This is a genomic window from Actinomadura litoris (assembly GCF_009733595.1).
Lineage (GTDB): Bacteria > Actinomycetota > Actinomycetes > Streptosporangiales > Streptosporangiaceae > Spirillospora > Spirillospora litoris.
Map to the genome: position 1 here is coordinate 328,955 of NZ_WOFH01000006.1, position 22,022 is coordinate 350,976.

At 71.6% G+C, this 22,022-nt stretch carries 29 protein-coding genes; 6 read left to right on the plus strand and 23 right to left on the minus strand.

Annotation, left to right across the window (positions count from 1 at the left end; all coding sequences use genetic code 11):
* Positions 1-80 precede the first annotated feature (80 nt).
* Both GNZ18_RS19135 and GNZ18_RS19140 read left to right on the plus strand, forming a co-directional pair.
* Positions 81-1,199 (plus strand): sensor histidine kinase, encoded by a 1,119-nt coding sequence (locus GNZ18_RS19135; RefSeq protein ID WP_156217857.1) that lies wholly within the window; start codon positions 81-83, stop codon positions 1,197-1,199.
* Complete coding sequence (locus tag GNZ18_RS19140) at positions 1,196-1,828, plus strand: response regulator (RefSeq protein WP_312874609.1); 633 nt, start codon at positions 1,196-1,198, stop codon at positions 1,826-1,828. The genes GNZ18_RS19135 and GNZ18_RS19140 overlap by 4 nt, the downstream gene beginning before the upstream one ends.
* On the opposite strand, the gene GNZ18_RS19145 is transcribed toward GNZ18_RS19140, so the two are convergent.
* The 4 genes from GNZ18_RS19145 to GNZ18_RS19160 all read right to left on the minus strand — a co-directional run bounded on the left by GNZ18_RS19145 (position 1,825) and on the right by GNZ18_RS19160 (position 4,789).
* The gene (locus GNZ18_RS19145) at positions 1,825-2,727 is read right to left on the minus strand and encodes an alpha/beta fold hydrolase (protein ID WP_156217858.1); all 903 of its coding nucleotides are present in this window, start codon (positions 2,725-2,727) and stop codon (positions 1,825-1,827) included. The two genes, GNZ18_RS19140 and GNZ18_RS19145, sit on opposite strands and share 4 nt — an antisense overlap.
* Before the next feature lie 79 nt (positions 2,728-2,806).
* Positions 2,807-3,637, minus strand: a complete 831-nt coding sequence (locus GNZ18_RS19150) for an NAD(P)H-binding protein (RefSeq protein ID WP_156217859.1) — start codon at positions 3,635-3,637, stop codon at positions 2,807-2,809.
* Positions 3,638-3,656: 19 nt separating this feature from the next.
* Positions 3,657-4,337 (minus strand): SDR family NAD(P)-dependent oxidoreductase, encoded by a 681-nt coding sequence (locus GNZ18_RS19155; RefSeq protein ID WP_308165973.1) that lies wholly within the window; start codon positions 4,335-4,337, stop codon positions 3,657-3,659.
* Positions 4,334-4,789 carry a nuclear transport factor 2 family protein gene (locus GNZ18_RS19160; RefSeq protein ID WP_156217860.1) on the minus strand — a complete coding sequence of 152 codons (456 nt, stop codon included), beginning with the start codon at positions 4,787-4,789 and terminating at the stop codon, positions 4,334-4,336. Before GNZ18_RS19160 ends, GNZ18_RS19155 begins: the two co-directional genes overlap by 4 nt.
* 60 nt (positions 4,790-4,849) lie before the next feature.
* On the opposite strand from GNZ18_RS19160, the gene GNZ18_RS19165 reads away from it, so the two are divergent.
* Together GNZ18_RS19165 and GNZ18_RS19170 are read left to right on the plus strand one after the other, a co-directional pair.
* Positions 4,850-5,728 (plus strand): LysR family transcriptional regulator, encoded by an 879-nt coding sequence (locus GNZ18_RS19165; RefSeq protein WP_156217861.1) that lies wholly within the window; start codon positions 4,850-4,852, stop codon positions 5,726-5,728.
* Positions 5,729-5,898: 170 nt separating this feature from the next.
* Positions 5,899-6,405 carry a DUF3558 domain-containing protein gene (locus GNZ18_RS19170; protein WP_156217862.1) on the plus strand — a complete coding sequence of 169 codons (507 nt, stop codon included), beginning with the start codon at positions 5,899-5,901 and terminating at the stop codon, positions 6,403-6,405.
* A 48-nt stretch (positions 6,406-6,453) separates the two neighbouring features.
* Here the strand turns inward: GNZ18_RS19170 and GNZ18_RS19175 are convergent, their stop codons facing one another.
* On the minus strand, positions 6,454-6,978 hold the full coding sequence (locus GNZ18_RS19175) for a MarR family winged helix-turn-helix transcriptional regulator (protein WP_308165972.1): 525 nt from the start codon (positions 6,976-6,978) through the stop codon (positions 6,454-6,456).
* Positions 6,979-7,071: 93 nt separating this feature from the next.
* Between GNZ18_RS19175 and GNZ18_RS19180 the strand changes: the two genes are divergently transcribed.
* A complete protein-coding gene (locus GNZ18_RS19180) occupies positions 7,072-8,025 on the plus strand; it encodes an NHL repeat-containing protein (protein WP_156217864.1) in 954 nt (317 codons plus the stop codon).
* Between the two features lie 111 nt (positions 8,026-8,136).
* On the plus strand, positions 8,137-9,558 hold the full coding sequence (locus tag GNZ18_RS19185; RefSeq protein WP_156217865.1) for an MFS transporter: 1,422 nt from the start codon (positions 8,137-8,139) through the stop codon (positions 9,556-9,558).
* Between the two features lie 192 nt (positions 9,559-9,750).
* On the opposite strand, the gene GNZ18_RS19190 is transcribed toward GNZ18_RS19185, so the two are convergent.
* The 18 genes from GNZ18_RS19190 to GNZ18_RS19275 form a co-directional block, all read right to left on the minus strand.
* Positions 9,751-9,990: a hypothetical protein gene (locus tag GNZ18_RS19190; RefSeq protein ID WP_156217866.1), complete on the minus strand. Its 240-nt coding sequence runs from the start codon at positions 9,988-9,990 to the stop codon at positions 9,751-9,753.
* Between the two features lie 417 nt (positions 9,991-10,407).
* Complete coding sequence (locus GNZ18_RS19195; protein WP_312874610.1) at positions 10,408-11,766, minus strand: tyrosine-type recombinase/integrase; 1,359 nt, start codon at positions 11,764-11,766, stop codon at positions 10,408-10,410.
* On the minus strand, positions 11,763-11,960 hold the full coding sequence (locus GNZ18_RS19200) for a helix-turn-helix transcriptional regulator (RefSeq protein ID WP_156217867.1): 198 nt from the start codon (positions 11,958-11,960) through the stop codon (positions 11,763-11,765). Before GNZ18_RS19200 ends, GNZ18_RS19195 begins: the two co-directional genes overlap by 4 nt.
* A gap of 77 nt (positions 11,961-12,037) precedes the next feature.
* Positions 12,038-12,187, minus strand: coding sequence for a hypothetical protein (locus GNZ18_RS19205; protein WP_156217868.1), 150 nt, complete (start codon positions 12,185-12,187; stop codon positions 12,038-12,040).
* Positions 12,184-13,368, minus strand: a complete 1,185-nt coding sequence (locus GNZ18_RS19210) for a hypothetical protein (protein ID WP_156217869.1) — start codon at positions 13,366-13,368, stop codon at positions 12,184-12,186. The genes GNZ18_RS19205 and GNZ18_RS19210 overlap by 4 nt, the downstream gene beginning before the upstream one ends.
* Positions 13,369-13,641: 273 nt before the next feature.
* Positions 13,642-16,023 (minus strand): DNA translocase FtsK, encoded by a 2,382-nt coding sequence (locus GNZ18_RS19215; protein WP_156217870.1) that lies wholly within the window; start codon positions 16,021-16,023, stop codon positions 13,642-13,644.
* Complete coding sequence (locus GNZ18_RS19220) at positions 16,023-16,400, minus strand: hypothetical protein (protein WP_156217871.1); 378 nt, start codon at positions 16,398-16,400, stop codon at positions 16,023-16,025. The genes GNZ18_RS19215 and GNZ18_RS19220 overlap by 1 nt, the downstream gene beginning before the upstream one ends.
* Before the next feature lie 72 nt (positions 16,401-16,472).
* Positions 16,473-16,853, minus strand: coding sequence for a hypothetical protein (locus tag GNZ18_RS19225; protein ID WP_214616917.1), 381 nt, complete (start codon positions 16,851-16,853; stop codon positions 16,473-16,475).
* Positions 16,853-17,179, minus strand: coding sequence for a hypothetical protein (locus GNZ18_RS19230; RefSeq protein ID WP_156217872.1), 327 nt, complete (start codon positions 17,177-17,179; stop codon positions 16,853-16,855). The genes GNZ18_RS19225 and GNZ18_RS19230 overlap by 1 nt, the downstream gene beginning before the upstream one ends.
* A complete protein-coding gene (locus GNZ18_RS19235) occupies positions 17,176-17,379 on the minus strand; it encodes a hypothetical protein (RefSeq protein WP_156217873.1) in 204 nt (67 codons plus the stop codon). The genes GNZ18_RS19230 and GNZ18_RS19235 overlap by 4 nt, the downstream gene beginning before the upstream one ends.
* Complete coding sequence (locus GNZ18_RS19240) at positions 17,376-18,143, minus strand: hypothetical protein (RefSeq protein WP_156217874.1); 768 nt, start codon at positions 18,141-18,143, stop codon at positions 17,376-17,378. Before GNZ18_RS19240 ends, GNZ18_RS19235 begins: the two co-directional genes overlap by 4 nt.
* Before the next feature lie 254 nt (positions 18,144-18,397).
* Positions 18,398-18,844, minus strand: coding sequence for an ATP-binding protein (locus GNZ18_RS19245; RefSeq protein WP_156217875.1), 447 nt, complete (start codon positions 18,842-18,844; stop codon positions 18,398-18,400).
* Entirely contained in the window at positions 18,841-19,290 is a 450-nt protein-coding gene (locus tag GNZ18_RS19250; RefSeq protein WP_156217876.1) for a hypothetical protein, read from the minus strand. Before GNZ18_RS19250 ends, GNZ18_RS19245 begins: the two co-directional genes overlap by 4 nt.
* Complete coding sequence (locus GNZ18_RS19255; RefSeq protein ID WP_156217877.1) at positions 19,287-19,556, minus strand: hypothetical protein; 270 nt, start codon at positions 19,554-19,556, stop codon at positions 19,287-19,289. The genes GNZ18_RS19250 and GNZ18_RS19255 overlap by 4 nt, the downstream gene beginning before the upstream one ends.
* Complete coding sequence (locus GNZ18_RS19260) at positions 19,556-20,665, minus strand: hypothetical protein (protein WP_156217878.1); 1,110 nt, start codon at positions 20,663-20,665, stop codon at positions 19,556-19,558. Before GNZ18_RS19260 ends, GNZ18_RS19255 begins: the two co-directional genes overlap by 1 nt.
* Positions 20,662-21,216, minus strand: a complete 555-nt coding sequence (locus GNZ18_RS19265; RefSeq protein ID WP_173390825.1) for a hypothetical protein — start codon at positions 21,214-21,216, stop codon at positions 20,662-20,664. Before GNZ18_RS19265 ends, GNZ18_RS19260 begins: the two co-directional genes overlap by 4 nt.
* A 65-nt stretch (positions 21,217-21,281) precedes the next feature.
* On the minus strand, positions 21,282-21,497 hold the full coding sequence (locus tag GNZ18_RS19270; RefSeq protein WP_156217880.1) for a BldC family transcriptional regulator: 216 nt from the start codon (positions 21,495-21,497) through the stop codon (positions 21,282-21,284).
* An 88-nt stretch (positions 21,498-21,585) separates the two neighbouring features.
* Positions 21,586-21,966, minus strand: coding sequence for a hypothetical protein (locus GNZ18_RS19275; protein ID WP_156217881.1), 381 nt, complete (start codon positions 21,964-21,966; stop codon positions 21,586-21,588).
* Positions 21,967-22,022 lie beyond the last annotated feature (56 nt).

Sequence of the window (22,022 nt, forward strand, 5' to 3'; positions counted from 1 at the left end):
CGTTCGGCCCCGTCCCACCCGGTGAAAGGGTGCCGATCGGCACGGTCCGGACGCCGGCGCGACGACCTAGGATCGGCGCCATGCACGTCCGCCACCTCTGGCCTCTGGGGCTCGCCCTGGGCTCCGGCCTGGCCGTCCCCGCCCTCGGCTGGACGGCCGTGACCGCCGGCCTGGCCGGGTCGTCCGCCGTGCTCGGCGTCCGGCCCGAAACCAGGCCGAGCACGCTGTGGAGCGCGGGCGCGGCGGCGGCCGCCTCTCTCGCCGCCAGCGCGGCGTTCCTGCGGACCGGCGCCCCCGAGCCCGTGCCCGCGCTCGGATACGCGGAGATGGCGGCGCTCACGGCCCTGGTCTTCGGGCTCGCCCGCCGGGCGCCGCTCCGGTCGGCGGTCGCGCTGACGGCGGCGACCTGCGCGGCCGTCGCCGCACTCGTCCTCAGGCTCATCGAGGCGAGCACCGACGTCCCGCCGGTGACGGCGGCGATCGCCTGCGCGATCTTCCTGACGGGCCCCGCCGTCGCCGCGGCCTCCGGCACCTACCTCCGCCTCCTGGACGCGCGCCGCCGCCGCGCGGTGACCGACGCGCGCCGCGACCAGCGCCTGGCCCTCGCCCAGGACCTCCACGACTTCGTCGCCCACGACGTCAGCGCCATCGTCGCCCAGGCCCAGGCCGGTCAGGTGGTCGCCGCGGGCGACCCGGCCCGCGCCGCCGCCCTGTTCGCGGCCGTCGAACAGGCCGGGCTGCGCGCCCTCGCCTCGATGGACCGCGCCGTCGACGCCCTCCACCCCGACCGGCGCCTGGCGCCCATGCCCGGCCTCGCCGAACTGCCCGAACTGGCCGCCGGATACTCGGCGGCGGGCGCACAGGTGCACCTGGCCCTGGACCCCGGCCTCGCGGTCCCCCGGGAGGTGGGCGCCGTCGCCTACCGGGTCGTCGTGGAGGCGCTCACGAACGTGCGCCGGCACGCGTCCGCCACGCGGGTGGACGTGCGCGTCCGCCGCGTCCGGGACGACGTGCTGGTCAGCGTCACCAACGACGGCACCCGCCGGCGCGTCCCCTTCGCGCGCGCCACCGGCGGCGGGCTGGGCCTGCAAGGTCTGACCGAACGCGTGCGGGCCCTCGGCGGCACGCTGACCGCGGGCCCCCACGAGCAGGGCTGGCGCGTCCAGGCGACACTGCCCGACCGGGGGGCGGACGCGTGATCGACGTTCTGCTCGCCGACGACCAGCAGGAGATCCGCGGCGCGTTCCGCCTCATCCTGGAGGCGCAGCCCGACATCCGGGTCGTCGCCGAGGCCGCGGACGGCGCCGAGGCGATCGAGCTGGCGCGGCGCCACCGCCCCGACGTCGTCCTCACCGACATCCGCATGCCCGTCATGGACGGCCTGGCCGTGACCCGGGCCCTGGCGGGCGAAGGCGTCCGCGTCGTCGTGGTCACCGTCTTCGACCTGGACGAGTACGTCGACACGGCGCTCCGCGAGGGCGCCTGCGGCTTCCTGCTCAAGCGCTCCAGCCCCACGCTGCTGGTCGAGGCCGTCCGCGCCGCCGTCGCCGGCGACGCCCTGATCAGCCCGCAGATCACCGTCCGCATGCTGAGCCGCCTCGCCCGTCCGCGCCCCGCGAAACCGGCGACCGAGCCGCTGACCCCCCGTGAGGCCGACATCGCCCGCGGCGTCGCCGCCGGCCAGACCAACGCCGAGATCGCCGCGGCCCTCCACCTGGCCCCCGGCACGGTCAAGAACCACATAGCGACGATCCAACGCAAACTGAACGCCCGCAACCGCGTAGGCATAGCCACCTGGACCTGGGACCACACCCCGCCCCCTCCCTAGCCCCTCCACGCGGGACGCAGCGTGCGGGCGAAGTGGGCCGCCGCCGCGTCCGCCGCCGTGGTGACCTGCGGTTCCTGGTCGTAGAAGGCGAACTGGTCGCCGCCGGTCCAGATGAACTCCTTCGGCCCGGCCAGCGCGGCGTGGAACCGCCGCGCCCCGTCCGGGATGGCGGCGTCCTCGCTGTGGACGAGCAGGACGGGCTGGGAGAGGCGGGGAGCGAGCGACAGCGAGTCGTAGCCGAGCCAGTCCGGCCATGCCATCACCGCGAAGCGGTTGGGCCACTGCGGCAGGCCGCCGCGCTCGGGATTGAGGTAGAAGTCGATGTCGAAGGGCATGGCGGCGCGGGGGTCGGAACCGCTGACGACCGGCACGTACTCGACCTCGCCGGTGGCCTCGTACCTCGCCCGCGCCCGCGCGGCCTCGGCGAGCCTGCCCTCGACCCCCTCCTCCCCGCCGTACACCTCCCGGCAGATCCCGGGGTCGTGCAGCCAGGGCGCGATGAGCGCCAGCGACCGGACGCGGGGGTCGTCGGCCGCGTTCCCGCTCATGTACATCGCGGCGGCGCAGACGCCGAGGGCGCCGAGCCGGTCGGCGTCCACGGCGGGATGGCCGGCGAGGAAGCCCACCGCGTGGTTGATGTCACGGACCTTGAGCTCCGGCACCTCGCAGTCGCGGGGCTCGCCCCCGGACTCCCCGTAGCCGGTGAAGTCGAAGGACAGGGCGGCGAGACCGCGGTCGGCGAGCCGTTCGGCGTACCGGTCGGCCATCAGCTCCTTGACGCTCGTCCACGTGCCCGCGACCACGATCCCCGGCGCCGGCCCGGCGGCGTCGGGCAGGAAGAGGTTCCCGGTCAGCGTCACGTCGCCTGCGGCGAATTTCACCTTCGTCACGGTGGTCATGAACGTTCGCTCCTTCGAGGAGTGCGCATGGGGCGGTTCGGCCTGGGGGTCTCGGGCGGCGAGGCGGCTCGGCCCCGGTTCAGCGGAAGTCGTCCGTGTGGGCCTGGGCCCATTGTTCGAAGGTCCGGGGGGCGCGGCCGGTGACGTCGCGGACGGTGGAGCGGACGATCGACTCGTCCAGCGTGCCTTTCACGTAGAAGTCGAAGAAGGCGTCCACGTACTCGGGGGGTGTGGTGGCGAGCAGGTCGGCGCGCGCCTCCTCGTCGGTGAGGCCGACGAACTCCAGGTCGCGGCCGAGGGCCTCGGCCAGCACGGCGACCTGCTCGGCGGGCAGCATCGCGACCGGGCCGGTCGGCTGGAGGATCTCGCCCCGGTGGTCGTCGGACAGCAGCGCGCGGGCGGCGACGGCGCCGATGTCGTGCGGGTCGACGCTCGCCACCCGGACGTCCGGGAACGGGACCCGCACCCGGTCGCCGGACCGGAGTTGCGGCAGCCAGCGCAGCGCGTTGGACATGAACGCGCTCGGACGCAGGAACGTCCACGGCAGCCCCGAGTCGCGCACGGCCGCCTCGGACGCGGCCATGAAACGGGTCACCGCGTTGGACATGTCGCCGCTCGCGGCCGAGCCGCCGGACAGCAGCACGACCCGTTCCACTCCGGCGCGCCGCGCCTCGGCCGCCAGGCCCGGCATGTCCGCGTATCCGGGGAGGAGGAAGGCCGCGCGTGTCCCCTTCAGGGCGGCGGTCATGGTCTCCGGCCGGTCGAGGTCGCCCGCGGCCGGCTCGACGCCGTCCGGTAGCCGCGCGGTGTCCGGGTTCCGCACCAGCGCCCGGACGGGTTCGCCCGCCGCGACCAGGGCCCGGACCACCTCGGCGCCGACGTTGCCCGTCGCGCCCGTCACCAAGATCATTTCATCGTCCTCACGTGCTTCACCAGGGGAGGGGGCGGCCGTCGCGGAAGAACCCGCCGGTCGGGCCGTCGTCGGGCAGCGTGGCCGCCCAGAGGATGCCGGCCGCGCCCTCGGCGACCGGACGCCCGCCGGGGCCTCCCATGTCCGTCGCGACCCAGCCCGGGCAGATCGCGTTCACGAGGACGCCGTCGTTGCGGAGCTCGGCCGCCAGCATGCGGGTCAACGCGTTCAGGGCCACCTTGGTCGTGCCGTAGGCCGGGGTGCCGCCGCCCATGTTGGTCAGCGACGCGGCCTCGCTGGACACGTTGACGATCCGGGGGTGCGCGCTCTCGCGCAGCAGCGGCAGCAGCTCCTGGACCAGCCGCCAGGGGCCGTACAGGTTCGTCTCGGCGGCCGCGCGGACGACCTCCAGGTCGGCGGACGCGGCGCCCTGCCAGGTGTCGTAGGTGATGGCGGCGTTGTTGACCAGGACGTCCAGGTGCCCGTGGCGCTCGGTCACCAGGGCCGCCGCGTCCACCACGTCCCGCTCGGAGGTGACGTCCAGCCGCACCGGGACGACGTCGCCGCCGATCTCCTCGGCCGCCGCCGTGGCCGCCTCCAGCGACCGGGCGGTCAGCAGGACCGTGTGCCCGCGTTCCGCCAGCCCGCGGCAGACCTCCCGGCCGATTCCGCGGTTGCCGCCGGTGACGAGCGCGATCACCGGTCGCCGGCCGCGGGCGCCGGCGGGTTCCGGTTGCCGTCGGCCCAGGTGGCGGTCATGACCAGGCCGCGGATCCGCCACGCGCCGTCCGTCCGGACGAGGTCGAAGCGGTAGTTCCCGCCCAGCGTCCACAGCGGCGAGCCGAAGGGGTCGGCGAGGCGGTGCGTGGCCTGGAACGCCGCCGTGCAGACCGCGGTGTCGCCCTCGACGGTCACCAGGTGGTTCGTGATCAGATGCTGCGTGGCCTCGAACGCGCCGAGCGCGCCCGCCCACGCGTCGACGATCTGCGCCGGGGCCAGCACGGCGGGCTCGCCGCCGTTCAGGCTCGTGTAGTCGAGGGTCACCGCGTCCGCGAAGACCTCGCGCAGGCGGTCCCACTCGCGCTGGTCGGCGTGCCACGCCATCCGGGTGCAGGTCTCGATGATCGCCAGGCGATCCTCCGTGGTGCTCATCCCGCGATCATTGTGTCGATCGGCGGGCGCGTCCAATATCCGCTGTGATAACCAATGGTTATGGATGCTCATCTGCGCGACCTCAGGTACTTCGCCGCCGTGGCGGAGGAGCTGAGCTTCACCCGCGCGGCCGAGCGCCTGTTCATCTCCCAACCGGCGCTCAGCAAGCAGGTGCGGCAGCTCGAAACGCAGCTGCGGGTGCGGCTGCTCGACCGCGACCGGCGCGCGGTGCGGCTCACCGCGGCGGGCGAGGCGCTGCTGCCCGCGGCCCGCGACCTGCTCCAGCGGTGGGACGAGGCCCAGCGCGCGGTCGGCGACGCCGCCGGGGCCTCGCGGCTGACCGTGGGCATGTCGACCAGCGTCGGACGCGGCCTCCTCCGAACGCTGCGGGACCGGTTCGCCGCGCGCCGTCCGGCCTGTGAACTGCGGCTGCGCCAGGTCAACTGGACCGACCCCACGGCGGGCCTGGCCGACGGCGAGGTCGACGCGGCGTTCGTCTGGCTGCCCTTCCCCGGGCAGGACGACCTCAACGTCCACGTGGTGGCCCGCGAACCGCGCTGGGTCGCCTTCCGGGACGACCACCGGCTGTCCGGGCGGGACGAGGTCGAATTCGCCGAACTCCTGGACGAGAAGTTCCTGGCGCTCCCCGAAAGCGCCGGCCCGCTCCGCGACCACTGGCTCGCCACCGACGAGCGCGGCGGACGCCCACCGCTGGTCTGCGCCACCGTGACGAACGCCGAGGAGACCTTCGCGGCGCTCGAAAGCGGCATCGGCGTCGTCCTGCTCGCGGCCGGAAACGCCGAGATCTACCGGCGGCCGGGCATCAGGACCATTCCGGTCACGGACCTCTCGCCGACCGAACTGGCCCTGGCCTGGCGCCCCGGCGACCACCGGAGCACCATCCGGGCCCTCCTCGAATCACTTCCCCCTGGCCTTTAGCCCCCCGGAGAATTGCCAATGCGAATCGCTCGGTTTCCGGCTCCAGGCCGGGCGCCTGCCTCGCGCGTCCATAATCTTTCCGGCCAGCGCAACCCTTCCCGGATCGTCTTCCTGGCGGATTAGAATTTGCGATCGTCCAAGCATGCGATGGCCGGGCAGAGGAGAACGTCATGCGCAAGGTAGCGGTGGTCTTATTGGCGGGGGTCGCCCTGAGCGCCGGTGCCTGCGGCGCCGATCCGGACGGACGGGCCGTGGACGCCTGCGCACTCGTCGACCCCGACCTCGCCGCGTCCCTCGTCGGCGACCGCACCGGTGAGCCCGTCGAGTCCAGCCGCCGCGCCTACTCCGCGTGCATGTGGGAAGGCGGCGACGAACTCGATTCCGACAGACTCACCGTCGACGCCGCCACCTACGACCGAGACGACGGCGAGGCCGCTTCCCGGGATTACCGCTACCTCTCCACGACCTGGAAATGCACCGCCGCCGTCACCGTCCAGAAGGCCGCCGGGTCATCGGCCTGTCGCTACCAAGCCGAACTGAACACCGGCATCGTTCTCAACCATCACGGAACCGTCGCGCGCATCGCCTATAGGGGACCCAAAACCCCTCAGCACGATCCAGCTCGCCAGGCCGCGATCGCCGACCAACTGGCCGCCAGGGCATTCTCGGTTCTGTAGGCCCACGGCTTCGGCGCCTCGGGTGGTCGATCCGTCCACGCGCGGAGGTCAGGGGTCGCCTGGTGAGCGGGGGGCGTCCGCCTCGTCGCCGAGGCTGAGCAGGAGGGACCGCAGGATCGCGGCGAGTTCGTCCTGCTGGTGCGGGTCGAGTGCCGCGAGGATGCGGCGTTCGTTGTCGAGGTGGGCGGCGACGGCGCGGTCGATGAGGTCGCGGCCGGCGGGTGTGAGCGCGACGATGACCGTGCGCCGGTTGGCGGGGTCGAGGTCGCGCGTGACATAGCCCTTGGCGACGAGGCGGTCGAGCCGGTTGGTGACGGCCCCCGACGTCACCATCGACGAACGGGCCAGCATGCCCGCCGTCAGACCGTCCGGGGAGCCGCTGCGTCGCAGGGTGGCGAGGACGTCGAACTCGCCCCGTTCGAGACCGAACTCGCTGAAGAGCGATTTGAGTTCGCGCTCGGCCAGCCGCGTCGCCCGGGAGAGGCGTCCGAGAACGCTCATGGGCGACGGATCGAGGTCGGGACGGGCGCGGGCCCACTGCTCCAACACGAGGTCGACGGCGTCACGCGCCACGGCCGCACCTTTCAACGCTGAACTGTTTGACATCAAGTTAGCACCGGACCTACCGTCCTCAGCGTTGAACATTTCAGCGTTGAAAGGTTGCTCATGTACCGTCCCGCACTCTCCGCCATGCTGGTGTTCGGGCTCGCCGCCGGGATGGGAGCCCCGGCACGGGCGTCCGCCGACGCTCCCCGCCCCGGTGCGGCGGTGTTCCCGGCCACGATCCGGCTGCCGAACGGGTTCCAGCCCGAAGGCATCGCGACCGGACCCGGCCCGGTCGCCTACATCGGCTCCATGGCCGACGGCTCCGTCTACCGTGCGGACCTGCGCACCGGCGGCGGCGCGATCCTCAGCCGAGGAACGGGCACGCAGGCCCTCGGTCTCAAGTCCGACCCGAGCGGACGGCTCTTCGTGGCGGGCGGGACGGGCGGCGACGCCCGGGTCCTCGACACCCGCACCGGCCGGGTGCTGGCCTCCTACCGGCTGGCCGCCGGCCCCGCCTTCGTGAACGACGTCGTCCTCACCCAGGACGCCGCATGGTTCACCGACTCCACCAACCCGGTGCTGTACAAACTGCCGCTACACGGTGGGCGGCTGCCCTCCGCGGCCGTCCCGATCCCGCTCACCGGCGACCTCGTGTACCAGGGCGGCGAGGGCAGCGCCGCCTTCAACGCCAACGGCATCACCCCGACGCCGGACGGCCGCGGCCTGGTCGTCGTCCAGTCGAACACCGGCGGACTGTTCCGCGTCGACCCGGCGACCGGCGCGACCCGCCGCGTCGACCTGCACGGCGAGTCGCTGCCGGAAGGCGACGGCCTGCTGCTGCGCGGCCGGACGCTGTTCGCGGTGCAGAACCGCTTCGACACCGTGGCCGTCCTGCGACTGAACGCGGCGGGGACCGAAGGCCGCGTCCTGCGGCGGGTGAAGGACGCACGGCTCGACCTGCCGACGACCGTGGCCGCCTTCGGCTCCCGGCTCTACCTCCCCAACATCCGGTTCTTCGCCAGCGGACCGACCCCGCACATCTCCTACAACGCCGTCGCGATCCCTCGTCCCTGAGCGCTGCGCCGTCCGAGGTTCCACCCGTCGCCGGGATTATTTACCCCTAGGGGGTATGTTACGGTCTCGCACATACCCCCTACGGGTAAGTCTCAGGAAGGGTGAACCCTCATGTCCGCAGATCCGAGGCGCTGGTGGGCGCTCGCCGTGCTCGCCACCGCCCAGTTCATGGTCATCATGGACACCTCGATCATCGGGGTCGCGCTCCCCGACATGCAGCGCGACCTCGGCTTCTCCCAGGGCGGCCTCCAGTGGGTGTTCAACGCCTACGTCGTCGCGCTCGGGGGTCTGCTGCTGCTCGGCGGCAAGCTGTCGGACCTGTTCGGGGCGCGGCGCGTCTTCGCGGCGGGGTGGACGGTGCTGATCGGCGGCTCGGTGGTCGCGGCGGCCGCCACGGGCGCCGAGGTCGAGATCATCGGCCGCGCGGTCCAGGGCGTCGGCTCCGCGCTGATCGCGCCGTCGGCGCTGACGCTGCTCATGGTCCTGTTCTCGGCGCGGCCCAGGGAACTGGCCAAGGCGATGGCCTTCTACGGCGCCGCGGCCCCGGCGGGCGGCACCGCCGGCGTGTTCCTCGGCGGCGTCATCACCGAGTGGCTGAGCTGGCCCTGGGTGTTCATCATCTACATCCCGATCGGCCTGGCCACGCTGGCCGCGGTTCCGGCCGTCCTGCCGAACGTCCCCGGCCGCCGCACCGGCCTGGACGTGCTGGGCGCGCTCGCCGTCACGGCGGGGCTGGCCCTCGCCGTCTACGCGATCGTCCAGGCACCCGGGCGGGGCTGGGACGCCCCGGCGACCGCCCTCCAACTCGGCGGCGCCGTCCTGCTGCTGGCCGCGTTCGTCGGCGTCCAGCGGATCACCCGCAGCCCGCTGATGCCGCTGTCGGTGTGGCGCACCCCGAACCTGGCCGGCGCCAACGTGGCGATGACACTCCTGGGCGCCGCCTGGATCCCGATGTGGTACTTCCTCAACCTCTACCTCCAGCAGGTCCTGGGCTACGGGGCGTTCCCGAGCGGCGCGGCCCTGCTTCCGATGACGGCGCTGATGATGGTGCTGATGGTCGGGGTCACCGGACGGCTCATCGCCCGGTTCGGCACCAAGCCGCTCATCGTCACCGGCCTCGTGGTCCTCGCGGGCGGCCTGGCCGTCCTGTCGACGATCGACGCGGGCGGAGACTTCGTCACCGACGTGCTGCCCGGGTCGCTGATCTCGGCGGTCGGCATGTCGCTGGTGTTCATCCCCGCCACGATGGCGGCGCTGGGCGGCGTCGCACCCGAGCAGGCCGGACTGGCGTCCGGCATCGTCAACACCACCTACCAGGTCGGCTCGGCGATCGGGTTGGCGGCGATGACCGCGGTCGCCACCTCGCAGGGCGCGGACAGGCTCGGCGACCTGCCCAGCCTGACCGACGGCTTCCAGGCCGCCTTCGTCGGCGCCGCCGCCGTCGCCCTGGCGGGCGCCGTCCTGGCCCTGGTCACCCTGCGAACCCCAACCGCCCCGGCGGACGCGGACGAGCCCGTGAAGGAGAGCGTCTAGGCATGATCGGCTGTACCGGACCCGCCGCCCAGGCCACCAGCCTGGGCGGCACAACCTGTCCAGGGAGTTGCCGTCCTCGAAGGGCCGGAAGAAGCAGACGCCGAGACAGATCCGTGCCGCACAAGCGAACCGCGAGACGGGCGGGAGCGTCAGCTACCAGCGGCGCAGCAGTCCGAACGAGAGTGGAGCGCCTCACGGCCTCGGCTTGGGCCCGCCCTTGCGGCGCTCCACGCCGCGCTCGCGGAGCTTCTTGCGGATGTAGCCGGCGGTGAAGGTCTCGGGTTTGGCGAGCTGGTCGGCGGTACGGCCGGCGTTGGCGGCGTCCACGTAGGCGGAGAAGAGGTCGTTGAGGCGGGTGTCGGCTTCCTCTTTGGCTTGGAGGTACCTGGTCTCGGCGAGTTCCACTCGGGCGTCGGCTTCCTCAGGCGTCATGCGACACAGAGTACCGGCACGGGGTAGCGTCACTCAATGCCACAACACGCCCGCCACATGTGGAGGCGGACATCGCCATCAAGAAGGTCGCGGTCCACCTCGGGCACGCCACGGACCGGTACACCCATGTCCGGCGCGCGGCCGAGGCGGCGGAACGGGAGAACTTGGTCGAGCATCCTCAGGGGCCGCGTGGACGCAGATTCGTGGCGGCGTGGTCGCCCTTTGTCGCCGGATGCGATGAGGAGTCTATGCAGGTGGGGGTGGCGCGCCCGGCAGGATTCGAACCCGCGACCGTCGGTTTAGAAGACCGATTCTGATCCACGCTGCTCTTTCCTCTCTGACCTGCGTCGGAACCCCGCCGGTGGTGGCCCGGCTCGGTGATCATTCCGCGCTCATTCCGTGGCGTCCTGTTGTCGTTCATTCGGAGAGGGCCTTCTCGATGCGTTGGTTGGCGACGTCGCGCTGCCCGTCGATGCACTTGGCGTAGACGCGCAGCAGCACTTCAACGCTGTGTCCGGCGCGCTCGGCGACCTCGGGGGCGTGGACGCCGGCGTTAAGCCACGTCGACACGCTCGCGTGCCGGAGGTCGTACGGCCGTCCCGCCAGCGGAGACTCGACCTGGGCGGGAAGGAGCGCGTACGTGCGCGCTTCCCTCCACACGGCGGCGTACGCCGATCCCGAGAACGTGCCACCACCTCGTGTGTAGAACAGCCGACCATCGGGAGCGGTGCCGAAGGCCTCGATGTGGGCCCGCAGGATCGCGACCAGCTCGGGCGGGATCGGGACCGGCCGGTCCTCGTCCTCCTCGCGATGCTTCAGGCCCCGTTCGTCGAAGGTCCGGCGCGAGTCGGTGTACCGCTTGTTGGCTTGGGGCCTCGTCTTGGTGACGGTGATCTGGCCCCACCCCTCCTCTGGCAGGACGCAGTCCTGTTCGCGCAAGCCCGCCGCCTCCGCTGGACGCAGCGCGGCGAAGTACATGCACGCGAACATCGCGACCAGCATGGGGCCGCGCGTGCGACCGACATAGCTCACGGCCGTCAGGAGTTCGCGGGCCTGCCGGGGGTTGACCACAACCCGCCGATCGACGGCGTTGCTCTGCCTGGTCGGCTTCCACTTGATCCGATCCAGGGGATTGGCCGCCAGTTCACCGAGTTCGACGGCGTATTCGAGAGCGTGATGGAAGACCGCCCACTTACGCCGGAAGGTCGACGTCGCGGCCGCCTTTCCGTCGAGAAGGACCGCGAGCGCCTCCACAGCGGCACGGGCGTGGCGCGGCTCTTCCAGGTCTCTCATCGGCAGCGAGGCTTCCTCAAGCCAGCGCAGCGCTGCGGCACCTTCATGGCCCGGCTCGGAGCAGCGATCCTCTGGGAGGAACACGTGGTCGCGAAGCGTCCGGCGCAGGACGTCGACACTGGGACGGCCCCTGCGGTCGGTCACCAGCACGGGTGTAACCGCGGTCAGTGACTCGGTGGCGGCTTGTCGGGACGTGGCAGCCTGATGCGGCCATCTGATGCGGACGTAGGCGGTCGCGAACTCCAGCCAAGTACGTGCGTTCTTGGCCTTGAGCATGGATTCCGGCAGCCCGGTCACCGTGTCGAACCACTCGCCCCGCTTGGCGGCCTGCCGAAGATCAGACAGGTAGTTCTTCGCCAGTTCCGAGCCGCGGATCGTGGTGGACTGCTTCTCGCCACCGACCACCCACCGCACGACGTACGAGGGCTGCTTGCTGGACGCGTTCCGCTTGATCTTCCAGAACTTGACGTCGTAGGACTTCACGCGTCGACCTCGTGGTCGGCGAGCCACGCGTCGAGGACGGACCTGCGGACCCGGTACTCCCCGTTGGGGAGCCTGACCATGGGCTTGGGCGTTCGGCCGAGGGCGTGCCAGCGCTGCCACGTACGGCGGGGAATCGCCAGCTCTTCGAGGATTTCCGGGACGGTGAGCCATCCCGGACCCGTGCGACGTGCCATGGTGGGGGTGCTCCTTTCGCTAGGGGCACGCGGTCCCGGCGCTCGATGCTTGGCGGTGTTGGCGCCGGGACCGCCTGTTAGAGGCGGATCTCGATGTAGACGAAGACCTGGCGGCTCTGGCCGCGCAGCGGCCGGTAGGCCGAGATGTCGATGACGTCGAAGAGCTGCTTGAGGCGTTCGGTGGCCTGGTCGACCTCGTCCGGCAGGCCCATCAGACGGATCTTCATGGCGTGTCTCCGTCCGGGCGGTCTCGCCAGCCGCGAGTGAGGATGTGCCTGGCCTTGGCGCGCCAGGCGGCGTCGAGGTCGATGTTCAGGACGTGGGCGGTGACGTAGGCCGTGATGACGACGTCGGCCAGCTCGTCCTGGACGTCGGAGAAGTCGCCGGTGCGCCGCGCCATACCGGCCCAGCGGCGGTAGGCGCCAACGAACTCGCCGGCCTCCTCGGCGAGCGCGAGGACCTGGCGGTGCCGTTCCTCCTCGACCGGGAAGTGCTTCCGGATGTGCTCGGCGACTACAGCGCCGGGCTCGGTGAGGGTGTGCGGCGTCGTTTCATCGGCGGGCTGAGCGTCAGGGTGGGGCATGAGAGGTGTTCCCTTCTGGTGTCCGGTGCGGTGACGGCGGTCGGTCGTCACGGGCCGGGGCTTGCCGCCTTCGTCCGGTGGGTCGTCGGGGTGGGGCCAGAGCCCGGCCCCGTGGGTGGTGACCCACGGGGTCATGAGGGCGCGGTAGGCGGTGGTGCTCCAGCCTGGGACGGTGCCGATCAGGTCTCTTGCGGCCAGCGCCACCAATTCGCCGCCATCTGCGCAGGTGGCTTGAGAGCGCCACCACTGGACATCGGCGCCGACGGCCACCAGCGCGGCCAAGGCGGCGTCCAGGTAGGCCGTCTTCATCGCGGCGCGGTAGTGGTCGTAGCGGAGGGCCGTCGGATCGTGCGTTGGGGCGGCCTTCATCGCCGCTGCCAGGGTGATGAGCTGCTCCGCTTGCGGGCCCAGGATCTCGGCGACCGGCCGGTGCCCTGTCACCACCCACCCGTCCGCGCAGGAGTACCGTCCTGCGTTCTCGCGCACGGCCGGGGTGCGCGGGGCGACCTGGGCCAGCGTCGCCTTCTGGTCGGCGGTGAGCTGGTCAATGGTGACCCTGATGGGGATCTCGTACACCTGGTCGGTGATCGTGGTGTAGGCGTCACTGATCAGGACCCGGCGTGCGTCGTCGACGGTCACGAGGTTGCGGCTCTCGTCCCCGATCAGGACGTCCCCGAGCTTGGCGGCGCGCGGGGCCAGCATGACGAGCGGGGGAAGATCGCGGTGGCGCAGTTCGCCGGTCGTGGCGTTGATGTGCGGCGTGTGCCCGGCAGCGGGGGCGACGCGGTCGTACGTCTTTGTCGTGCGTGGTGCCAAGTAGGTCATCGGTCGCTGCGTCTTTCGCTGGTGGCGTTGTGGTCAAGTCCGGCGGGGTCCTGCTCGCCGTGACAGCGCCGGTGTCACGGGCGGGGGCTGGGGGAGGGAGTTACAGGTCAGAGGGCGCGTAATACCCGTGACACCGCGCCCGTGACACCTGCGTGACAGGTGGGCGTGACGCCCGCGTGACAAGATCATCCGGGCGGGCGCGGACGCTCCCACGCGCAGCCGTATGTGCGCGAGGGCGCAGGATGGCCGCGCCGCGGACCCGCGTGTGGGCGTTCACGCGGCGCGGCCGAGGCCGGGGTCGTCCAAGGGCGTCAAGTCGGCGATGGTGAACGTGGTGGCTGATCCTGTTTCGTTCTTGGTGAGGACGCCGTCGTCGACCAGCCGCTTGAGGGCCTTGTAGATCCAGGGTCGCTTGCGTCCGGCCTTGGTGCGGATGGTGTGCAGTTCGTCCTCACCGGCGGTGAAGGTCGGTTGCCCGATGGCGTGGCGATGGCGGAGCCAGTCGCAGACCAGGCCGAACGCTTCGTCCGGCGGCATCTGTCGCTGCGGTCGGCCGTCCTCGGAGGTCTGGAAGCGCTCGGCCTCCTCGTCGGTGAGGTGGATCGGGTCCTTGGGCCCGGCGGTCACGCTCGGGTCCGGGTCGTCGGTGCGCAGGTACTCGCTGACCGCGTCGCCTTCGCGGCGGAGCCTCTCGACTACGGCCTGGGCCGCCTGGGCGTCGTCGGCCGGTACCAGTACTCGCCTGCTGTCGTCGGTGCCTTTGCGGGGGCCGATGATGCCCTTGCGCTCCAGGGCTTCCAGGACGCGCAGGCACTGGACGTGGGACAGACGGAGCTTGCGCTGCAGCATCGCCGCCGAGGCGAACTGTGTGCTAATGACCAGCTCGGCTGCGTCGCCGAGGAGCTCGCCGAAGTCGTCGCGTGCCTCGGTAGGACGGTCGCTCGGTTCGTCGTTGTGGCCGTCGACGGTGGCGGCCTGGCCCTCGTTGTCGTCCTCCCACTGGGCATCAGCCCAACGGCCGGAGGGGGCGGCGGCCGCAGTGGCGGCAGCGGGCATCGGGATTGCCTTGCCGTCTGCCGGGCCGGACGCTGTGGCGCCGGAGGGGGCGGCCAAGCGCTGGGTGAACTCGTCTCCGGGGCGGTCGCTGGCGGGGTAGGCGGCGGCGTGTGCGCGCATCGCGGTGTTGGCGGCGTTGTTGGTCTTGCCCCAGGAGAAGGTGCGCAGTGGCATGGCGTAGTGGGTGGGCCGGATGGACTTGGCGTCCAGGTAGGCCATGCCGGGGTAGAAGTCCTCCCACTCGTGCGGGTGCACTCCGGCCTTGCGCTGACGTGCCGAGACGCCGTACTTGACGTCCTCGGGGTCGGAGAGGCCGAAGCACATCTTGGCCATCTGGGAGCGGATCAGGGTGGGGATCTGGGTGTAGTCGGCGCGCTGCAGGCTCAGGAACAGCGACCCGCCCGCCGAGCGGATCTCCTTGACGATCTCCTCCAGCTTCTCGGCGTCCTCGCCGGACAGCTCGCTGAACAGCTTGGCGACCTCTTCGATGTGCAGATACCAGTAGGTCAATCCGCAACCGGGCTCCCACGCCTGGTAGCCGCGGGCGGCCAGCCACTTGGTCCGCTCGGGGATCTCGGCGTGCATCTTGCGGATCAGGTCGACGGCGCCGGCCTTGGTGGTCTCGAACCGGTGCAGCGCTGGACGGAGCGGCCCCATGGTCTGGTCGTCTTTGGAGATGTCGATGCAGAACACGGCGGCGTCGCGGCGGGTGATGATCTCGGCGACGTAGTTCCACGCTCCGCCGATCGACTTGCCGGATCCGGTCCGGCCCATGACCTGCAGGTGGTGGCCGGTGAAGCGGTGCTCGACGTAGTCGCCGTCCTGGTAGACGGCGACTCGGAGCGGTTCGCCCACCGAGGCGCCCGGGCGGGACGGTCCGGGCCAGGCGATCGGCTGCTTGATCCGGCGGGGGTCGGAGAAGGTGATGTGCGCTTGGGAGGCGTCGTCCTCGTCTTGGGCGACGATCACGCTGCCGGGCGGCAGTTTCATGCCCGATTCCATGTGGTCGGTGTTCTTGATCGCGTCCTCTGCGGTCTTCTCACCGGCGGGCAGCGCCATCTTGCCCTTGACCTTGTGCTCGGTGACCTCGGTCGTCCGGACCTTGGCGCCCTTGAGCCCGAACGAGGCTTTGGCCTGGTCGAACAGCATCGCCAGCGGGTCACCGCTGTGCGCGGCGTCCGATGGCGTCTGCCGGATGACGGCGCGGATGTTCCAGCCGATGGCCAGGGTGGCACCGCCGAAGGCCAGCAGCATGAGCGTGACCTGCTGGGTGATCCCGGTGATGGTGGCGATGGTGAACCACAGCCCCGCGCCGAAGGTCGTCAGCGTCGAATGGGTGCGGCCCAGCAGACCGCGCTGATGGGAGACGGCCCAGGTCAGGCCCGTGAGGGTGACGGTGGACAGGGTCCCGGCCATCGTCGCCCACGTCACCGCCGGCGGCGCTCCCCAGACGGTGTGCGCGATCGTCGCGGCGACGGTCAGCAGGCCCAGCAGGACCCACGGCGGGACGAGGACGCCCACTTTCGACACTGCCGAGACGGCGATGCGCTCCATGGTGGCGTCCTGTGCGATCTGCAGGGTCGGGGTCTTGCGCGCCATCACAGATCGACCCTTCCGGTGTAGCGGCCGCCGCGTCGGCCGCGCAGGTCTGCGGGGCCGACGGCGAGGAACTCCTGGCGGTACTGGACGTGGAACTTCACCGACTCGGCGCTGATGGCCAGCGCCAACTCGCTGGCCTTGCGCAACTTCCCGGCGACCCGAGCGGCCTGCAGCTTGACGTCGAGGCCGAACAGCAGCGGATGTCCCTCCAACTGCTTCATCGCGGCTTCGGCGGCAGCGGCGGCGTTGTCCAGCTCGTAGGCCAGGTCATGGCCGAACCGCTGGGTCGCCCTCGCGTACTCGGCGACATGCTTGCCGACCTTGCCGCGGAACTCGATGTCGCCGATCCGGTCGATCATCTGTTCACCGGTTCCCATGACTGACCTCCTCAGATAGCGGTGTGACAGCCCGGGGAGTCGGCCGGGTGGACGACTCCCCGCGGCGTGTGATCACTCTTCGGCCGCCTCGGCGTCCTTCTCGGCGTCCTCGATGGCCTTCTCGACGTCCTCGCGGTGCGCGGCATCGGAGAATTGGCGGCGGTAGGCGCGGTGGAATTTCTCGCCCTGCTCGGCCAGCCCGGCGGCCAGGTCCTGGGCCCGCTGCAGCCGCTTGGCCACGCGCCGAGCCCGGACGCGTGAGTCCAGCCCGAACAGCAGGAGATGTCCGCGCAGCCCCTCCATCGCCGCCCGCGAGTCGGTCGTGGCGGCTCCCAGCTCGAACTTCCACCGGTTGGCCAGCGACTCCAGTTGCTTGCCGTAGCTCTGGAACGCCTCCCCCAAGCGGCCCTCGAACTCGACGTTCGCCAGTTCGGTGATCTTGCGGTGTGCCATCAGGCGCTCCTTCGGCGGGACGTCCGGTCGTCCCGGACGTCGTCCTCGATGACCTCGGCCTCGACCGCTCCGGCCCGGCCCGCCCGGAACTCATCGCCGAGGACCTGGCCGACCCTGCGCATCCGGGGCGCCAGCGGCCCGGTGCCGACGAACGCGGTGATCAGCGCGTCGAGTGCGGTCGCCAGCAGAACCAGCACCGCCCACGCGCCGCGCAGGAAGGGGCCGAAGCGCTCCCATATCCCCGGCTCGGGCGGTGGCAGGAGCCGGAAATGGGTCGACAGGTCAGCGCGGCCTTCGGTGCCCCGGCCGGGGACGGTGCCGCTCATAGCCGCCTCCGGTCGGTGAAAGGGCGCCGGAAGCGGTGTGCGGCCCATCCCGCCGCCAGGGCTGAGACCAGGCACTTGGCGTCGCCGTACATGCCCGTCCACACCGTCAACGCCGTCCACACGGCCAGGAACACCACCACGAACAGCAGCACGGCCGCGCTGAGCGAACGTCGCGTCGGGTACTTGGTCCGCGCACTCATTGGCCCGACTCCTCGTGACCGTTGACCGGAGCGCTGTCGCAGCGGCGCCCGGCCGAGGAGCGGTTCGGGACGCCGGTGCGGTGGCGGTCGGCCAGCCACAGCGCGGCATACGCGCCGACCAGCACGGCCACCCCCAGCCCGAGCCGCTCCCCACCGGCCAGCCCAGGGACCACCACCGTGGCGGCGAGCAGGCAGAACACGGTCAACACCGCCAGCCGCGGCGGCAGGAACCACGGCTCACGCCAGCCGCCGTCCCCGGCCGCCAGGCGCTCTTCGCTGACAGCGAGTCGGGTCAGGGCCTCGGCCGCAGTCGGGTCGATGTGCTCGGCGACCAAGGCGGCCAGGTTCCGCAGGTGGACGGCGCGCTGCGCGGGCTCGGCGGTCGCGGTCAGCAGCGTCCACTCGCGCAGCTCCGGTGCCCGGTCGATGGTGGCGTGGTCCCAGCCGATCCACTCCGGGAACGCGCCGATCACCGCGCGTTCGGTCGCGGCGGCCATCCGCAGCAGCGACGCCGCGGTGGTCAGCGACACCGCCATCGGACGCCCGGCGGCGTCCTCCTCGCGGCCCCAGCACTCGGTGTGCAGTCGGCCCAGCTCGCCAGTGGCGTCGGCGGCGAACTCGATCAAGATCGCGCGGCGATCCCGGTCGCTGGTGCGCGAGAGGTCGTCGAGCGTCTCGCTCAGCGCGCCGGACCAGTCAATGTAGCTGCGCCGGGCCGCTCTGCGCGCCAGACGGCTCGTGATGATCGTGGGAAGGAAGAGCATGGGGGTGACCTCCTCAAAGGGAGAGGGAGAAAGATCAAGTCGTGGTGCGGTGGGGGCGCTGAGCAGACCCGGGCCGCGCAGGACGCAGCGGCAGGTGGTTCGGCTCCGGGAGCCCCGCGAGCACGGCGGACGGGTGGCGGCGGCAGCGCGAGCCCGGCGAGTACGGGTGCACCTTTTGCGCGTTCCGGCACGTGCCGGTATCCGCGGCCCAGAGCCCGCACACCGATGCCAGCCGCCGTGCTCGCGGGACGCCATCAGTCCGCGCTCCGATCAGTGATGTGCGCCGACGGGCTCGACACGACAGCTCCGACCGAGCGGGGAAGATCGACCCAGATGCGGCGGCCGCCGCCGGTGCAGACAAGGCTCAGCGCGCCGAGCTGGGCGCAGATCCACAGCCCTCGCCCGGACTCGCCTCCGCCGAGCCGGACGTCAGGAGCGTGCGCGGCGCCCTGGTCGACCACCTCGACATGCGCATGGTCGCTGTGCACCTGAAGGAGGACCTGGTACGTGCCGCCCTGGTCGCCCGAGCGGGTGTGCCGGGCGGCATTGGTGGCCAGCTCCGACACGCACGTCAGTGCATCGCACACCGTGTCCTCGGCCAGCCCAGAGGCGGTCAGAGTCCGCCGGGCCCAGCGCCGCGCCTCGGCCACCGTCCGCACGTCGTCACCGGCGAACGCGGCCACGAAACGCTCCGGCATCATGACCGGCCCCCGTCCCGATGCAGAGGCGTCACCGACGCCAACCTCGGCGCGGCAGTACCGGCCTCGACACTGCCCGGCGCGGCGGCCTGGCCCTCGTTGCCACTCACCTCGCTCCGCGGCGCGGACAGTCGTATGCGCGGGCGGAACCTGCTGGTCAGCCGCCGCCACCAAGGCCGCCGGACTGCGGTGATGGTCTCGGTCAGCTCGCGCATGTCATCCGCCATAGCGCTGAGCTGGTCGGCCACGTCCGAACTGGTCTGCGCCAGTTGCGCGCGGACGGCCAGCACGGCGAACCCGATCCCGACCAGCGCATGCTCACCTGGGCTCATCGCCTCGACGTTGGAGGCGGCATCGGTCAGCGCACACTCGGCACCGTGCGCGAGCGCGTGCGCCAGGTCGTCCGACAGAGCGGCCTGCCAATCGAAGAACTCGTTGTCGTGCGTCACAGCGCACCTCCGAACTGCCGGTCGACCTCGGCCGTGCGAGCGAACGCCTCGGCGACCAGCCGCGAGGCCGACACCCCGTCGGGCGGAAGCTGCCCGCGCTCCTCCAGGAACCCGGCCAGGTGCACGAGCGGGTCCAGTTCGCCATCACGGGCGGCGGCCACCGCCGCGCGCACGTGCGCCAGCAGCTCGGCGTACTCGACGTTCACCAGCGCCAATTCCTGTCGAAGCGAGGCCTCCGTCTGAGAGGTGTGCAGGGTCGTCGCCATCACCGCTCACCCCCGCCCGCACCGGCCAGCGCCGGCTCCGCATCCACGCGCTCCGCGCGGCCCGCGCTCTGCGAGGCGGCATCCTCATCCGCAGACTCGGCCTCGGTCCGCACCGGCCTGTCCGTGCGCGCCAAGCCGAACCCCTCAGCCCGCGCGGGCATCTCGTCCGCACCGGGACCCGTGCGCAATGCGGTGTTGCGGGCCTGCGACACCACGCCCTCACACCACCGGCGCTTACGACCGGTCTGCGCCATCAGCGCCGGATAGTCCGGAGACCACTTGCCACCGGCCTCGACGGCAGCGAGGATCTCGCTGGTCAACTCAGCCACGACCGCATCACGGTCGACCGGCTCACCGGCGCCCGGCGCGGCCCCGCGCATCCCGCGAACTAGACGCGGACCGGACGAACCCGCATCCGCACCCCGCACCGTGCGGACCGACGCGACCGAACGATGCGGGCCCCGCACGCCACTGTGCGGAACACCGTTCGCGGTACCCTCCGCACCGTCCCCACCCGTGCGTGCGGACGGCACCACGGCCAGCGACCGAGCGACCGGCTCAGGCGCCATCGCCCGCAACGCGGCCGCGCGCTCGGCGGCTTGGCGGTGCGCGACGGTGACCGCCTCAGTGATCCGCTGCCGGATCGTCACCACGGCCTCGGCCGCGCAGAACACCATCGCCGGCGGCACCGAGTGCAGCAGGATCGCCGCCGGATCCAACGCCGCCCACGCCGACCAGGTGTTCATCGCATACGTGCAGCCCAACGCGACCCACTTGGTCGTCCGGACCCACCGGCCAGCGTCCAGACCATGCCGGTTGATGAGCTGCTCACCCATCAACACCCCGATCAGGACCAGCGACACCATCGGGTCCAGCAGCCACGCCGTGACCCACACCAGCGACCCCAGCGGCGCCCCGTCCGCAGCGAAGCGCGCGACGTTGGCCATGGTGAACAGCAGCCCCAGAACCATCCCGGTCCAGATCAGCCGGTCCACCCAGCCCCGCACCCGCTCCACACGCAGCGCCACCACGTCCGGATCGGTCTGGTACGCCCGCACCTGCGCAGCCGCGTCCGCAGCGGCCTTGAGCTTGGCGGCCTTGCCCGTCATCGCAACCGCCCCCCATCGAGCTCCTCCAGCACCGGCCCGACCAGAGCGTTCAGCTTCGCGACCAGCGCCGAGACCATCGCGCGAGCGGCCCACTCGACGCCATCGCGTGGCCCGCAGGGAACCGCGGGAAGCCGATGCATCGGCACCGGAAAACTCAGCGCAACACTGGCCTGCAGGAACGGGCGCCGAGTCACGTCCTCCTCGGTCGGGTGGGCGTACTCATAGCCCTCCCCGCGCAGCTCGGTGGGCCAGTCCCGCCAGGAGAGGTCCCCCTGCCACTGGTAGGAGCGCAGGAGCCGCTCCGGCCAGGGAGCGACCAGGCTGACCGAGCCGATCAGCGACCCGTCCCATGCGCTGCGCTGCACCTGGGCGTCGAGGACGCGGGTGTGCGAGCGGACGTACCCGGGCGCCATCACCGGCCCCGACGCCGTCCGCCAGGAGGCCGAAGCGAATTCGGCCAGCCGGACGCCCGGGGAGTCCCCGAAGTCCTCCCAGCACTCGGCGAACGAGCTGTTCAGCCGGTCACGGACGTACGCTCCGAACCGAGACACACCATCGCTGGCGTACTCACGGTCGTAGTCCTCATCGACCCAGAACGGCCTAGAAGAGGCGGCCATCAGAGACCACCGCCCGCCGCGGCCGACTCCTCGGCCAGGAGCGCCCGGACCTCCGACTCGCGGAAGCGCCGGTGTCCGCCCAGGGTCTTGAAGGAAGGCAGCTTGCCGGCCTGGGCCCAACGAGTGACCGTCTTCGGGTCGACGCGGAACGCTGCCGCGACCTCGGCGGACGTCAGCAGTCGCTCCGGCTCGAACGGTTTGGCTACGGTTGGCATGGGTCGATCTCCTCTCGCTAGGGGGCTCAGTTCGACCCGATCGGCGGCTCCGGTGTGCCAGCACCGGAGCCGCTCTCATCTGCGGTGATTAGGGTGCGCTGACCGCGTCAGCGAGGCAGTCGGCCTGCTGAGCTGTGCACTCCACCTGGACGCGGAAATCCATGTAGCCGTACTCGACGGCATACGCGTTGTAGCCCTGCGGGCCAGGCCAACGAAGCTCCAGAGCCTTGGTAAGCCGCTCGACCGCTCGACGAGCGGCGTCGCGTGCCTCAGCGTGTGGACGCCAAAGACCGACGACCCGCGAGAGCGCGCCGGTCCACTCCTCGCTGCCACGTCCCTCGTAGACGAGCGACCCGCCCTCGGCTCGGATAGCCCGCACCGCGCGAAGCGGCTCGTCCGGCCGGTGCCATGGCTTGAGGGCGTACAGCTCGCCAGCCTCGATGTCCTTGCCCTTCACGATGACCTCCAAGGCAGAAACCAGACGAACGCCCCATACGCCCCAAGGTGGAGTAGCCACACCAGAGC